This window comes from Paraburkholderia sp. GAS334 (assembly GCF_050436625.1).
Taxonomy (GTDB): domain Bacteria; phylum Pseudomonadota; class Gammaproteobacteria; order Burkholderiales; family Burkholderiaceae; genus Paraburkholderia.
Genome location: NZ_JBNDMO010000002.1, coordinates 234354 through 248811 on the forward strand (window position 1 = coordinate 234354; position 14458 = coordinate 248811).

At 62.6% G+C, this 14458-nt stretch carries 13 protein-coding genes and 1 tRNA gene; 7 read left to right on the plus strand and 7 right to left on the minus strand.

Translation table 11 applies throughout. From position 1 onward, the window contains the following. The first annotated feature begins 63 nt into the window (after positions 1 to 63). Positions 64 to 140, plus strand: a tRNA-Met gene (locus tag P3T21_RS04435). A gap of 100 nt (positions 141 to 240) precedes the next feature. Here P3T21_RS04435 and P3T21_RS04440 read toward each other — a convergent pair. Together P3T21_RS04440 and P3T21_RS04445 are read right to left on the minus strand one after the other, a co-directional pair. Then, positions 241 to 567: a hypothetical protein gene (locus P3T21_RS04440; protein ID WP_429254717.1), complete on the minus strand. Its 327-nt coding sequence runs from the start codon at positions 565 to 567 to the stop codon at positions 241 to 243. A gap of 104 nt (positions 568 to 671) precedes the next feature. Continuing rightward, on the minus strand, positions 672 to 1349 hold the full coding sequence (locus P3T21_RS04445) for a FadR/GntR family transcriptional regulator (protein ID WP_429255160.1): 678 nt from the start codon (positions 1347 to 1349) through the stop codon (positions 672 to 674). 241 nt (positions 1350 to 1590) lie between these two features. Between P3T21_RS04445 and dgoD the strand changes: the two genes are divergently transcribed. After that, complete coding sequence (dgoD, locus tag P3T21_RS04450; RefSeq protein ID WP_429254718.1) at positions 1591 to 2739, plus strand: galactonate dehydratase; 1149 nt, start codon at positions 1591 to 1593, stop codon at positions 2737 to 2739. A gap of 268 nt (positions 2740 to 3007) precedes the next feature. Beyond that, positions 3008 to 3310: a hypothetical protein gene (locus P3T21_RS04455; RefSeq protein ID WP_429254719.1), complete on the plus strand. Its 303-nt coding sequence runs from the start codon at positions 3008 to 3010 to the stop codon at positions 3308 to 3310. 199 nt (positions 3311 to 3509) lie between these two features. Here P3T21_RS04455 and P3T21_RS04460 read toward each other — a convergent pair whose 3' ends face one another. After that, positions 3510 to 4439, minus strand: coding sequence for a CopD family protein (locus P3T21_RS04460; protein WP_429254720.1), 930 nt, complete (start codon positions 4437 to 4439; stop codon positions 3510 to 3512). Positions 4440 to 4863: 424 nt separating this feature from the next. Here P3T21_RS04460 and P3T21_RS04465 point away from each other — a divergent pair, with 424 nt between their 5' ends. The 4 genes from P3T21_RS04465 (at position 4864) to P3T21_RS04480 (ending at position 9440) form a co-directional block, all read left to right on the plus strand. Continuing rightward, a complete protein-coding gene (locus P3T21_RS04465; RefSeq protein ID WP_429254721.1) occupies positions 4864 to 5595 on the plus strand; it encodes a c-type cytochrome in 732 nt (243 codons plus the stop codon). A 21-nt stretch (positions 5596 to 5616) separates the two neighbouring features. Continuing rightward, positions 5617 to 6915: a c-type cytochrome gene (locus P3T21_RS04470; RefSeq protein ID WP_429254722.1), complete on the plus strand. Its 1299-nt coding sequence runs from the start codon at positions 5617 to 5619 to the stop codon at positions 6913 to 6915. A 141-nt stretch (positions 6916 to 7056) separates the two neighbouring features. Further along, on the plus strand, positions 7057 to 7677 hold the full coding sequence (gene trhA, locus P3T21_RS04475; RefSeq protein ID WP_429254723.1) for a PAQR family membrane homeostasis protein TrhA: 621 nt from the start codon (positions 7057 to 7059) through the stop codon (positions 7675 to 7677). Positions 7678 to 7874: 197 nt separating this feature from the next. Continuing rightward, positions 7875 to 9440, plus strand: coding sequence for a DEAD/DEAH box helicase (locus P3T21_RS04480; protein WP_429254724.1), 1566 nt, complete (start codon positions 7875 to 7877; stop codon positions 9438 to 9440). Between the two features lie 28 nt (positions 9441 to 9468). Here P3T21_RS04480 and P3T21_RS04485 read toward each other — a convergent pair whose 3' ends face one another. The 4 genes from P3T21_RS04485 to P3T21_RS04500 form a co-directional block, all read right to left on the minus strand. Next, complete coding sequence (locus tag P3T21_RS04485) at positions 9469 to 9987, minus strand: hypothetical protein (protein ID WP_429254725.1); 519 nt, start codon at positions 9985 to 9987, stop codon at positions 9469 to 9471. 97 nt (positions 9988 to 10084) lie between these two features. Further along, complete coding sequence (locus P3T21_RS04490; RefSeq protein WP_429254726.1) at positions 10085 to 10912, minus strand: ferritin-like domain-containing protein; 828 nt, start codon at positions 10910 to 10912, stop codon at positions 10085 to 10087. A gap of 404 nt (positions 10913 to 11316) precedes the next feature. Beyond that, positions 11317 to 12660, minus strand: coding sequence for an MFS transporter (locus tag P3T21_RS04495; RefSeq protein ID WP_429254727.1), 1344 nt, complete (start codon positions 12658 to 12660; stop codon positions 11317 to 11319). Between the two features lie 92 nt (positions 12661 to 12752). Then, positions 12753 to 14390: a gamma-glutamyltransferase family protein gene (locus P3T21_RS04500; RefSeq protein ID WP_429254728.1), complete on the minus strand. Its 1638-nt coding sequence runs from the start codon at positions 14388 to 14390 to the stop codon at positions 12753 to 12755. Positions 14391 to 14458 lie beyond the last annotated feature (68 nt).

The following is a 14458-nucleotide window of genomic DNA, read 5'->3' on the forward strand; positions in this document are numbered from 1 at the left end:
CAGCAAATGTGACGCGCGGGGGTTGACAGCCCCCGCCGTCATCCGCATAATTTCGCTTCTTTCGGCGAATTAGCTCAGTTGGTTAGAGCGACGGAATCATAATCCGCAGGTCCGGGGTTCGAGTCCCTGATTCGCCACCAGTTGCAAGAAAAAGCCGCTGTTCCGCAAGGAACAGCGGCTTTTTTGTTTTCGCTCGCCAGCGGAGGGCGGGCGGGGTGGCGAGCCCGGCGCGAGGCAGGGCTACTTCACCTTCGGCGTCGCAAGCGGCTGCGACAGCTCGAAGCATGCAAACTGCCCTTCTGGCGTCCTCGTCTTCGGTTCGACCTGATGCTGCTCGACGCATTTGAACGCGCCCTGCTCCCGCTGCAGATAAAACGTCTGCGTCGAGTTCGCCTCGCCGTGCCGCTCGTCGATCACCGACACAATCCTGTAGCCGTCCTGCACGAGTGTGAACAGCGTTACCTGACTGGCCTGCCACTGGCTGTCAGGCACAGGCTCGGCATGAGCAGCCAGCGAAGCCATCGCGAGCGGGAACGTGAGTGTAAGCGCGGCAAAACGGGCTGACATGAACGATTTTCTCCTTTGCACGGTTGATTGAACGCATCGACATCTAACGGCAACATCAGCGTCGCAACCCAGGCATCCGACCTTAGCATGCAGCGCGCACACGCTTACCCTTCAATACGCCCACGCGTCACACCGAGCAAACCCGCCATCGCCTGCCGCGCCGCTTCAGCATCGCGATCGCGGATCGCCTCGAACACCGCCGTATGTTCCGCCAGCGACGCGTTGTACACGCCTGCCCGCTTCGCATTCAGCCGCAGTTGCGCCTCAAGCGTGCGTTCGATCAGCGTCCCAAGCGGGATCAGCAGTTCATTGCTGCATGCCGTCAGCACGTTCAGATGGAATTGCAGATCCGCGCGCACCCATTCGTCGACATTGCGCGCCGCCACCATCGCCGCATGCGCCGCGTCCAGCGCGGCAAACGTATCGTCGCTCCACGACGACGCGGCAAGCGCGGCCGCATACGGCTCGATCATCTCGCGCATTTCCTGCAGCTTGAGAGCGAATGTCATCGGCGGCGCGACGCGCGAATACCAGTCGAGTACGTCCGCATCCAGCAGATTCCACGCGCTTTTCGGACGTACCCGCGTGCCTACCCGCGGCCGCGACTCGATCAGACCTTTCGACGTCAGCGTCCTGAGCGCCTCGCGCAGCACCGTGCGGCTGACACCGAACGACTCCATCAACTCCGCTTCGCGCGGCAGGATGGAGTCGGGCGCGTAGTCGCCGCGCAGGATGGCGGTCGCAAGCAGATGGGCGACGCGCCCGTGCAGATCATGCTGAATGACGGTTCTCCGCTACGCCTTCCGGCGTTATTTATTGTTGGAACGACCGCGATTATCCAGCATCGGCCTGGCAGAACGTCCCGGCGGTATAGACCGGACGGCCAGAACAGCTGGACGATGCCCACGTCAATAGTACTATTAATACTACTTAACCGCGATTCTGTTGTAGGATGTGCTCCCCGGATCCACGATTCCACCGTTCCACGATTTGGCCCGCAGCGGCAGTCAGGAGACTCTCAGCATGAAAATCACCCAACTCGAAACCTTCATCGTCCCGCCGCGCTGGTGCTTCCTGAAGATCACGACGGACGAAGGCATCGTCGGCTGGGGCGAGCCGGTTGTCGAAGGTCGCGCGCATACGGTGGCAGCGGCGGTCGATGAACTGTCGGATTATCTGATCGGCAAGGATCCGCTGCTGATCGAAGACCACTGGCAGGTGATGTATCGCGCCGGCTTCTATCGCGGCGGCCCGATCACGATGAGCGCGATCGCCGGCGTCGACCAGGCGCTGTGGGACATCAAGGGCAAGCATCATGGCGTGCCGGTACACGCGCTGCTCGGCGGCCAGGTGCGCGACCGCATCAAGGTGTATTCGTGGATCGGCGGCGACCGTCCGAGCGACGTCGCGAACAACGCGCGCGCCGTAGTCGATCGCGGCTTCAAGGCCGTCAAGATGAACGGCTCGGAAGAACTGCAGATCATCGATACGTTCGACAAGGTTCAGGGCGTCATCAACAACGTCGCTGCCGTGCGTGAAGCGGTCGGTCCGGACATCGGCATCGGCGTCGACTTCCATGGCCGCGTGCACAAGCCGATGGCGAAGGTGCTGGCGAAGGAACTCGATCCGTACAAGCTGCTGTTCATCGAGGAGCCGGTGCTGTCGGAAAACGCCGAGGCGTTGCGCGACATCGTCAATCAGACGAACACGCCGATCGCACTGGGCGAGCGTCTGTACTCGCGCTGGGATTTCAAGCACATCCTGTCGGGCGGTTACGTCGACATCATCCAGCCGGACGCGTCGCACGCCGGCGGTATTACCGAGTGCCGCAAGATCGCGTCGATGGCCGAAGCCTATGACGTCGCGCTTGCATTGCACTGCCCGCTCGGCCCGATCGCGCTGGCCACCTGCCTGCAGATCGACGCGGTGAGCTACAACGCGTTCATCCAGGAACAGAGCCTTGGCATTCACTACAACCAGGGCAACGACCTGCTCGACTACATCAAGAATCCGGAGGTCTTCAAATATGAAGACGGCTTCGTGTCGATTCCGCAAGGCCCGGGCCTTGGCATTGAAGTGAACGAAGAGAAGGTCCGCGAGATGGCGAAGGTCGGTCACCGCTGGCGCAATCCGGTGTGGCGCCACGCAGACGGCAGCGTCGCGGAGTGGTAAGCGCATGACCGTCTGAATGCTTGAATGCATGAGCAGAAACGCCGCCTTCGGGCGGCGTTTTTTTCGCGTGAAGCTGGCAGCGTTTCAGCTACGTAACGTTCCACTCCATATTCGCTGAAGAGGGACCGCGCGCGCCATCGCACAGGTTGCGCTCCGGTTCGCTTAAGCCTTGCTGCGCAACGCTTTACGCCCGATGCGCTGCGTTCCACCCGGCTTCTGGCTTGCTCCTTGCTGAACTGCATGGAAAGGACACCAACCAGAGGCAGACATGGGCGAATTTCTTCCCGACTATCTGATCCGCGAACAGGCTGCAGTGGGCGCGCTCGTCGTATTCGCGGTGTCGCGGATCATCTTTGCGGCCGTCGCGTGTGATCGCGGCTGGCGCATCTCGATCGTCGAAAGATGTTTCATTGCTGCAGCAGTGCTGTACTGCGTGCCGCAACTGTTCGATCTGCTCACGCATGCGTACGGCACGCGCGTTGCGGCGGCTGAGCTCGAAGGCAAGGTTGCGGGCGCCGCGATCGCGCTGTTCTTCGCGCCGATTCTCGGCCACAAGCTGGGCTACGAGTAGCCGGTCACGCTCTATAAGCAATGCGGGTGCTCGCGCAGCACGCATTCGCCGCTTAACGGGCACCCTGCAGCAGCCCTGGTAACGGATAGCCCGCTCCTCGCCGGGCGACCCTGTGTTTGCGCCACACACGTTCCTGTGCGGCGCCTCTTTACGTGTCTTTTTGCCGGCGAGTCGGCAGCGTGGAATTCGATTAGCCGGATCAGTCCAGTGCAGCGAAGCCCGGAATGCTGTGCGACAGCACGGCAGCCGCGACGAACACGCCGAGCATCGCAAGCGCTTCCAGATAAATCACGTTGTTGAACGTGTGTGTATCCATGGTCGACGCGGTACGACGCAGACGCGGCAGCGCCGAAAAACGGTTGAGCCCGCCGAGGACGAGCGCAAGCGCGACCAGCGCAAGCTTGAGCGTCAACACGTGACCCCACGTGCTGAACTCGATGGCTTCGAGCGAACCGCCCGAACCGCGCGCCGCATTGAACGCGCCCGTCAGCAGCACGAACACAACGGCCATGAGCGACACGCCCGACACCTGTCCCGCCGTGCGGATCAGCACACCACGCGCGGTCGACGTATCCAGCGCCGGCAGCACCGCGAGTCCCGCCGACAGCGTGAGGCCGCCCCACACGCTGGTGACGAGCACATGCAGCGTGTGCATGCCGATCGCGGCCGAAGCAATTCCGGCATCCGCCGCATGACCCAGCGCCGCCTTGCCTGCCGCGACCGCGATCACCGCAAGCCACAGCAGCGCATTGCGCAACGTGCCGTGATGACTTGCAAGCGACGTGAACAGCAGCACGACCGCCCCGCCGAACGCGAGACTCCACGCGAAGCCGACATGCGTCTGCGTGAGGACGGAAGGGACGACGCCGAGCGCCTCAGGCAGTCCAACACCGCTCATCGTGGCGCTCTGATACACGAGCCAGCCGAGATCGGCGAGCACCAGGACGACAGCGCCCATCACCAGCGATCGTTGCGCACGCAACAGTGCCGGACGCGCCGGCGCGACGGTCTGCACGCCATCTTTGGCGAGCCACGCGGCCAGCAACGCCGACCCTACGGCAAACGCAAACGCGATATTCATGAGCGCGGCCATCGCGACCTGCCCGATCCACAGTCCATCGATGCTCATTGCGCGGCGCCCACGTTATCAGCGCGAACGACGGCATCCGGCGCGGCTTCGTGCGAAACGGATGATGTCACAGCATGCGGGGGCGGACAGGCAAGATCAGTTGGCTTCATGAATGAAATCAGGAAATAGAGCGAAACAGATAGAAGGCGAAAGCAGGCCAGGCGGCGGGCGCATAGGCTGGCAAGACCCGCGAGTGTACGCTTCGATGCCCTCGACGCGCGACGGTTCCACATATCCTGCGGGTCCCTGCGATGCGGGTCGACCGCGTTCTGCGGCAAACTGTCGCATCGATGGATACACCCGGAACTCACGTCAATGAGTCAAATAGTCAGCATCAATCATCGATGATAGAATGCTGCGTCGCCGCAGCGCCGGCTGGCTTCCACACCGAGCCGCTCGAAGTTCGGTCAGGTCCCCGATTTTGATGGAGTTACGCGTGTCTTCAAGACGCATTTTCCGCCCATTGCTCGCCGTTCTGTTGATCGGCAGTGCAGGCGTCTTCAGCGCAGCGAATGCGCAGACCCAGCCCAAAGCCCCGGACACGATGGAGTCACGCGTGCAGGGCTGTACGGCGTGTCACGGCTCCCATGGTCAGGGCACCGATAACGACTACTTCCCGCGCCTCGCTGGCAAACCGGCTGACTATCTGTTCAACCAGTTGCAGAATTTCCGCGAAGGCCGTCGCAAGTACCCGCCGATGAACTACCTCGTCACGTATCTCTCGGACGACTACCTCCATCAGATCGCAACGTACTTCTCGCAGCAGCGTCCGCCATACCCGACGCCCGCGAAGCCGACGGTGTCGGCCTCGACGCTCTCGCGCGGCCAGCAGATCGTGCTGAACGGCGATGCATCGAAGCAGATTCCTGCCTGCGCGGCCTGCCACGGCAAGGGCCTGACGGGCATGGAACCGGCAATCCCGGGTCTGGTCGGCCTGCATGCTGACTACATCAGCGCGCAGCTCGGCGCATGGCGCTCGGGTTCGCGTCACGCGGTCGAGCCTGACTGCATGCACACGATCGCCACGCGCCTCACCGACGATGATGTGAACGCCGTCGCGGCATGGCTTTCCACGCAACCGGCTCCGCATAACCCTGTGCCGGCCCCTGCCCGTTCGATGAAGACTCCGCTTGCCTGCGGCAGCGAACCGCAATAAGGCACCGGGAGAGATATTCAAATGAAACGCAAGTCCCTGTTCGCACTTTCGGCTGTTGTCGTCGTCGCAGCCGCTGCGCTTGTTCCGGTCCTGTGGTCCGGCGGCGACAACCTGCATAACGGCTCGGCCGTCGCGGCAACGCCCGCCGACCAGGCCGCGCTGATCAAGAAGGGCGAGTACCTCGCCCGCGCCGGCGACTGTATCGCGTGCCACACGGTGCGCGGCGGCAAGGAATTCGCCGGCGGCCTGCCGATGGCGACGCCGTTCGGCACGATGTTCACGCCGAACATCACGCCGGATGATCAATACGGCATCGGCAAGTGGACGCAGGACGACTTCTACCGCGCGATGCATACGGGCCGTTCGAAGGACGGCAGTCTGCTGTATCCGGGCTTCCCGTTCACGAGCTACACGAAGGTCACGCGCGCCGACTCGGACGCGATCTACGCGTACCTGCGTTCGGTCACGCCGGTCAACGTGGCGAGCCGTCCGCACGAACTGAAGTTCCCGTTCAACAACCGCAACCTGCTGATCGGCTGGCGCACGCTGTTCTTCCGTGAAGGCGAGTACAAGGCGGACCCGACCAAGTCGGTCGAATGGAACCGGGGCGCGTACCTGATCGAAGGCCTTGGCCACTGTGGCATGTGCCACACGTCGATCAACGCGATGGGTGGCCCGGTGAATTCGGCGGCGTTCGCAGGCGGCCTGATTCCGCTGCAGAACTGGTATGCACCGTCGCTGACGTCGAACAAGGAAGCCGGCCTCGGCGACTGGGAAACGAAGGACATCGCCGATCTGCTGAAGACCGGTGTGTCGAACCGTGGCGCCGTGTTTGGTCCGATGGCTGAAGTGGTTCACAACAGCCTGCAGTACATGTCGGATGACGATATCCACGCGATGTCGACGTATCTGAAGACGATTCCGCAGAAGAGCGAAGCGCCGGAAGGCCTGCAACTCGAAACGTCGGAAAAGTTCGGCGGCGAACTGTTGAAGCAAGGTCAGAAGATCTACGCTGACAACTGCGCGAAGTGTCACGAAGCGAATGGTCTCGGCCAGCCGTCTAACTTCCCGCCGCTCGCGAACAACCAGTCGATCCAGATGCCGTCGGCTGTGAACCCGATTCGCATGGTGCTGAACGGTGGTTATCCGCCGAGCACGGATGGCAATCCAAAGCCGTATGGCATGCCGCCGTTCGCACAGTCGCTGTCGAATCAGGAAGTGGCCGCAGTTGTGACGTACATCCGTATGTCGTGGGGCAACCACGGTACGCCGGTGTCGCCGCAACAGGTTAGCGATCTGCGTTCGGCGCCGCTCGATTAAGCGACGCCGGGTGCACCCGGGGCGCGGCCAGCGGATTTCGCGGGCTGCGCCCTTTGCTTTTTGCTGAATTCTGCTTTCGAGGATCAACTGCCGGTCACGCGTGTAGCACAAAGCGCCTGAAGGCAGGCAGGAGAGAGTACCGTGCATTTCGGTGAGCGATTCAACAGCATTACCCACCTCGTCGGCGCCGCGCTGTCGGTGGCGGGGCTCGCGACGCTCGTCACGATGGGCGCGCTCGATGGCGATGCGTACAAGGTCGTCAGTTTCGCCGTCTACGGTGCAATGCTGTTCGTGCTGTATGCTATCTCCACGCTTTATCACAGTGTTCGCCATCCGCGTCTGAAGGCGATCCTGCAGAAATGCGACCATTCGGCGATCTATCTGCTGATCGCCGGCAGTTACACGCCGTTCACGCTGGTTACGCTGCGTGGTCCGTGGGGCTGGTCGCTGTTCGGTGTGAGCTGGGGGCTCGCAGCCCTCGGTATTACGCAGGAACTCACGCTCGGGCGACGCACCCGCAGCGTTTCGATGGTGCTGTATGTCCTGATGGGATGGCTCGCGCTCGTTGCCATTCGTCCGCTGGTGGAAGCATTGCCGCCAGCAGGCACCGCATGGCTCGTGGCCGGCGGCGTCATCTACAGCGTCGGCATCTACTTCTTCATCAACGACGAGCGCATCCGGCATGGACATGGCATCTGGCACCTGTTCGTGCTGGCCGGCAGTCTGTGTCAATTCGTCAGTGTCGCGCGCTACGTCGCATGACATTCCACGGCGGCGAAATGCAACTTAACGCCAGTCGACGTGTCTTGATAGCGCGTTGATGCATTCGGTACGCCAGCGAGCGTGCCGCCGATTTCCCGGCGATCAGCTTCAGGCGCAGGCCTCAGCTTTGGCTTTCAATCGCGCCTTTCCGGCTGCGAACAAGCGGGTCGCCACATCTGCATTTGCAAAGAGTTTCTATGTCTTTTGATTCCCTCGGCTTGTCCGAACCGCTGGTCCGTGCTGTTCACGAACTGGGCTACACCTCCCCTACTCCAATCCAGACGCAGGCGATTCCTGCTGTCCTCAATGGCGGCGACCTGCTCGCCGGCGCACAGACCGGCACGGGTAAGACCGCCGGCTTTACGCTGCCGATCCTGCAGCGTCTGACGACGATGCTGCCGGTCAACAACGCGTCGGGCAAGCGCGCCGTGCGCGCGCTGATTCTTACACCGACGCGCGAACTCGCCGCACAGGTCGAAGAAAGCGTGCGTCAGTACGGCAAGTACCTGAAGCTGAAGTCGACCGTGATGTTCGGCGGCGTCGGCATCAATCCGCAGATCGACGCGCTGCGACGCGGCGTCGATATCGTTGTGGCGACGCCGGGCCGTCTGCTCGATCACATGCAGCAGAAGACGATCGATCTGTCGCAGCTCGATATCCTCGTGCTCGACGAAGCCGACCGCATGCTCGACATGGGCTTCATCCACGACATCAAGCGCGTGCTCGCGAAGCTGCCGCCGAAGCGCCAGAACCTGCTGTTCTCCGCCACGTTCTCCGACGAGATCAAGACGCTCGCCGACAACCTGCTCGACTCCCCTGCGCTGATCGAAGTCGCACGCCGCAATACGACGGCGGAGACAGTGGCGCAGAAGATTCACCCAGTCGATCGCGACAAGAAGCGCGAACTGCTGACGCATCTGATCCGCCAGCACAACTGGTTCCAGGTGCTGGTGTTCACGCGCACGAAGCACGGCGCGAACCGCCTCGCCGAACAGCTGACGAAGGATGGCATCAGCGCGCTCGCGATTCACGGCAACAAGAGCCAGTCGGCGCGTACGCGCGCGCTGGCCGAGTTCAAGGACGCGACGCTGCAGGTGCTCGTCGCGACCGATATCGCCGCGCGGGGTATCGACATCGACCAGCTGCCGCACGTGGTCAACTTCGATCTGCCGAACGTGCCGGAAGACTACGTTCACCGCATCGGCCGTACGGGTCGTGCGGGCGCGACGGGCGAAGCCATCTCGCTGGTTTGCGTCGACGAACTGCAGTTGCTGAAGGACATCGAGAAGCTGATCAAGCGTCCGGTGCCGCAGGAAGTCATCGCCGGTTTCGAGCCGGATCCGACTGCAAAGCCTGAGCCGATCCTGCGACGTGGGCAAGGTGGCGGCGGTAATGGTGGTCGTCAGCCGCGTCAATCGCAAGGCGGCGCACCGAAGCGCGACGGCGGATCATCGTCAGGCAGGCCGGCGCAGCCGCGCGCGAACTCGCGTGGCGGTGCATCGCAACAGCCACAGCAGGCGAAGCCGCAAGGCGCGAAGCCGTTGAGCAACGGTCCGGCCCAGGTGCGTAAGGACAATCCGCGACACGAGACGACACGTCATCACGACAAGCCGCGTGCAGCCGCGCATGAAGGCGGCAACGGGAACACGCATGCACCGCGCAAGCCGCAGCAGGCTGGCGGCGGCAATCCGGGCGCACTGCTCGGCGGTGGCAAGCCGCGTGGCGCGCATCCGGCGCGCAATGGTGGCCAGCGCGGCCGCTAGGCTTGCTGGATTTATCGCGATCAGCGAACTAACGGCCGGGGCTTGCTCCGGCCGTTTTTTTCAGGTGCTCGATCTGCTGCTTCCATCGATCGATTACCGTCTCACGCTCTCCTTCCAGTTCGAACGCGATGCCGCCTGTGAGGCGCGCATAGCGCACACGTTGCGCCTCTCCCGTATCGATTGACCCAGTGAAACAGGCGAGGCCGCCACCGGTGTCGGGCAATGGCTCGATGTCCAGTTGCACCTGATAGAACGCGTCGTCGAAGACGAAAGTCAATGCCGCGCGTCCGCCCTTGGCCATCGCACGTGCCGCGCGCGATTGCGGCCACAGCGCGAGACACAGCGTGCGCGAATCGGGTGCATACAGTTCACCGACGCCCAGCAGCGATGTCCGCAGATGACCGTTGTCATCGCGCGTGATGAGCGACGCGGTGAAGCCGACCTTTGTCTCCAGCGACGTGCCGTCGAATGCCGCGCGCAATGCGGGCGGCCATTCGTCGAATACGCTTTGTTCGAGTGCTCGCTCGCGATCCGTTGAGGCGTTCATCACGTCGCTCCATAAGGAATTCACAAACAGAATGGCCCGCGCAGGCGGGCCATCCGGTCACTGCCGCACGACGACACGCGCCGCACGTTGCAAACGACTATCGAAAGAACACGTGCTGTGTGATCTTCGCGAGCGGATAGTGGACGCCCGGCTGGATCTTCGCGGGAAGATCCAGCGGCTTGAGCAGCATTTTCACACACATATCGGCCGACAGATTACGGCGCACCAGCGTGTTGACCCGCGCTGCGCGGTCGCGGTTATAGGCTGAATCATTCACCCGTTCGGGATAACGGATCGCGAATACATGACGCAGCGCAATTTCCGAATCCTCGTTCTTGATTTCCATCACACGACGCATCAACGCGCCCAGCACCGCGAGCCGGCCGTTGCCTTCGATCCTGTTGTACTTCTTGAAGTATTTGAAGAAGTGCTTGTAGTGGCGCACTTCGTCGGTACGGATGTTATCGGTGATTTCCTTCAGCACCGGTTCGTCCGAGCATTCGCCAATGGCGCGATACAGCGTTGCCGTGCCGGTTTCGACCACGCAACGCGCGACCATTTCGAGCGCGCGGGTCTTCTCGAAGTCCTCGACCGAGCAGGTGAGTTTGTATTCTTCGAAGAAATTATGGAAGGCCGTATCCCAGTCGAATTCCGGCCACACGTGCGCGACGTATGTCTTCAGCGCGCGCCCATGCTGCATTTCTTCGGGTTCCCATTCGTTGTTGAGCCACGCGGACACCTCCGGGTCGCCGTTGAAGAACGTGCTGAGGTTGCTCGTGTAGAGATCGGTGCCGCTTTCAATAAACGACGCCGCACACAGCAGCAACAGCAGATCTTCGTTGACGACCGCCTTCTGCCGGTCGATCCGGCTGAGGTCGATGTCCTCGATACGCCAGGGCATCACGTGGATGGAGTCTGTTTGCATTGTTCGTGCTCCCAAAAGCTGTTGCGCGACGGGAGCGTGCCTGGCCGTATGCCCCTGGCCGGCCAGCTGCTCACCGCTGCCGTATACAGCGCTTTGAAATGTTTAACCCCTTCTTTACTGCATCTTAGCCAATGTTGCGCAAATGTGCAGATACCACAGCACAGACCGTGCCGGATCGTCACAGTTCCATTGAATACAGGGATAGCGCTCACAGAGATGATCGGAGTCATTAAACAACGAAGCAACAGGGCTCAAAGCCGGTTGCGATCGCCGCGATGCGAACGCAAAAAAACAGGCAGCCCCCTGGAAGGCTGCCTGATTCTATTACGCAAAGGGTCGCCCAGGCTCGCGGCGGTTGACGCGTCCCGCGGCACGCGTCTTCAACCGTCCGGCTTTACAGGCGATCAGACGGCATGACGCACACGCCGCATCCGCAACGCGACGATCACGAGCGACACGCCCGACAACGCCGCCGCGAGCAACACGTAGTAACTCGGTGCGAGCTTGTCGCCAGTCAGATGAATGAAAGTCTCGACGACGGTCGGCGCGAAGCCGCCGAAGATCGTCACGCCGATGCTGTAGCCGATCGAAAGACCTGTCGAGCGCACGCGCACCGGAAAGATCTCCGACATCAGCGCCGGCATCGGCCCCGAGTACGCGGCCTTGAAAATGCCCGCCATGGCTTGCAGCAGCAACAGCCAGCCGATCGTCGGATGACTTTGCAGCAGTGCGAACATCGGATAGATCAGCGTGCCCATCAGCACCGATGTCGTCAGCATGATGCGGATACGGCCGATACGGTCGGAGAGCGCGCCCATCACCGGCGACAGCAGAAACTGCAGGCCGCCGTTCAGCACGACAACGCCGAACGAAGCAGCCGCCGGCATATGCAACTGCTTCACCGCATAGAGCGGCATGTAGAGCTGGAGCACATACACGCCGACCGTCGATTGCGCGACGATGCCGATCGCGAGAATCAGGTTGACCCACTGGTTGCTGAATGACGCGCCCTGATCCTTGACCTGGCTTCTGCTTTCCGCCGCGCGCTCGCGCTGTGCGGCGACGAACTCGGGCGTCTCGTCCAGATGCGAACGGATGTAATAGCCGACCGGCCCGACCAGCAGACCGAAGACGAACGGAATGCGCCAGCCCCAGGCATTGAGCTGCTCAGGCGGCAACCAGGCCGTCAGCAGCGAGCCGAACGCCGCAGCCGTGATCGCGGCCAGACCCTGGCTCGCGAACTGCCAGCTCGCGTAATAGCCGCGCCGCGTCGAGCTGTGCTCGACCATGAACGCCGTCGCACTGCCGAACTCGCCGCCTACCGCGAAGCCCTGCACCAGCCGCGCGAAAAGAACCATGAGAGGCGCGGCGATGCCGATCGCCGAAAACGGCGGCATCACGGCCATCGCGAGCGTGCCGACCATCATCAGTGCAATGGCGAGCGTCAGCGCCGCCTTGCGGCCTTTGCGGTCGCCGTAGATGCCAAGCACGATGGCACCGAGCGGTCGCATCAGAAACGAGATGCCGAATGTGCCGATGGCGAGGAGCGTCGACAGCCACTCGTCGTGCGTGGGGAAGAACTGCTTCGCGATGATGGTCGCAAAGTAGCCGTAGACGAGAAAGTCGAACCATTCGAGCGCGTTGCCGACGGACGACGAAAACACGATGCGCCGTACTGTCGCTTTCGGAAGCGGCGCGAGCGCGAGTTGTGAGGAAGCGGTCGCGACGTGCGACGCGTGAGTGCTCATGATGTCTCCTGCCTTGCCTGTGGATGCTTTTATTGCTGTTGCGCTGACGTCGCGCAATGCGAATCGCGGCGCGCAACGTCAGAACCTGTGGTCTAGAATCCGGCGGCGAGTCCATCGCGGCGGCTGTCGCTCGCCGCCACATAGCCGCGCTCCGGCTCATTGCGGTCGAGCTTCCAGATGTACTGGCCGGAGCCGAAGTCCATATACGGATCGTCGACGGACTTGATCGTGTGGCCGAGTTCCTGCAGCGCGCTTGCGGTCTGCTGGTCGAGCGTGGCTTCGATATCGACCGTGAAGTCGCGGTTGACCTTCCAGCGCGGCGCGTCGCACGCGGCCTGCGGCTGCTGGCCGTAGTCGAGCATGCGCACGATCGATTGCAGATGGCCTTGCGGCTGCATGTCGCCGCCCATCACGCCGAAGCTCATCACCGCTTCCTGCTGGCCCTCCACCTTCTGTGTGAGGAACGCGGGGATGATCGTGTGGAACGGCCGCTTGCCGCCTTCAACGACGTTCGGCGACTTCGGATCCATCGAGAAGCCGCAGCCGCGGTTCTGCAGCGCGATGCCGCTGTCCGGCACGACGATGCCCGAGCCGAAGCCCATGTAGTTCGACTGGATGAAGCTCACCATCATGCCGCGCTCGTCCGCCACCGACATGTAGATCGTGCCGCCCGCCTTCGGCATGCCGAAGTCGAACTGCGTTGCGCGCTTCGGATCGATCAGCTTCGCGCGCGACGCGAGATACGCATCGTCGAGCATCTGCCCGGGCGTGACGTCCATCGAGCGCGGATCGGCGACGTAGCGGTAGACGTCGGCGAACGCGAGCTTCATTGCCTCGATCTGCAGATGCTGCGACTCGATGTTGTCGACTGCGAGCGACTTGATGTCGAAGTGCTCCAGGATACCAAGCGCAATCAGCGCCGCGATGCCCTGGCCATTCGGCGGGATTTCGTGCACGGTGTAGCCGCGATAATCTTTGGCGATCGGCTCGACCCAGTCGGCGCGATAGTTGCGCAGGTCGTCAAGCGTCAGCGCCGCGCCGCTCGTGCGGGCAAACCCTGCGATCTGTTCGGCGATCTCGCCTTCGTAGTACGCACGCGGGCCGAGCTCAGCCAGCTTGCGAAGCGTCTTCGCGTGACCCGGGAATCGCACCAGTTCGCTCACTTCCGGCGCGCGACCGCGCGGCATGAACGTCTCCGCGAAACCTGGCTGATCCCTCAGCTCCGGCACCGCCGCAGCCCACTTGTACGCAACGATGCTCGCCACCGCATGACCACGCTCGGCGATCTCGATCGCGGGTTCCATCAGGTCGGCGAACGGCAGCGAGCCGAATTTCTGGTGAAGCGCTTCCCAGCCGGCGATCACGCCCGGCACCGTAACGGCATCCCAGCCGCGCTTCGGCTGCTTCGCGAGGCCGTTTTCCTCACCGTACTTCTGTTTGAAATAGTCGACGTTCCACGCTGCCGGCGACACACCCGACGCGTTCAGCCCGTGCAGCTTCCTGCCGTCCCAGACAAGCGCGAACGCGTCGCCGCCGAGCCCGCACGACACCGGCTCGACCACCGTGATGGCGGCTGCCGCCGCGATCGCCGCATCGACCGCATTGCCGCCCTTCCACAGCATGCGCAGGCCAGCCTGCGCCGCGAGCGGGTGCGACGTCGAGACGATGTTGCGGGCGAAGACCGGCAGACGCGGCGTCGGGTAAGGGTTTTGCCAGTTGAAGCGGGTCATGTCAGACACTCTTTGAAGGACGCGATCCGACACGCCATGCGATGTCGAACCGCTAGAAACGGGAACCC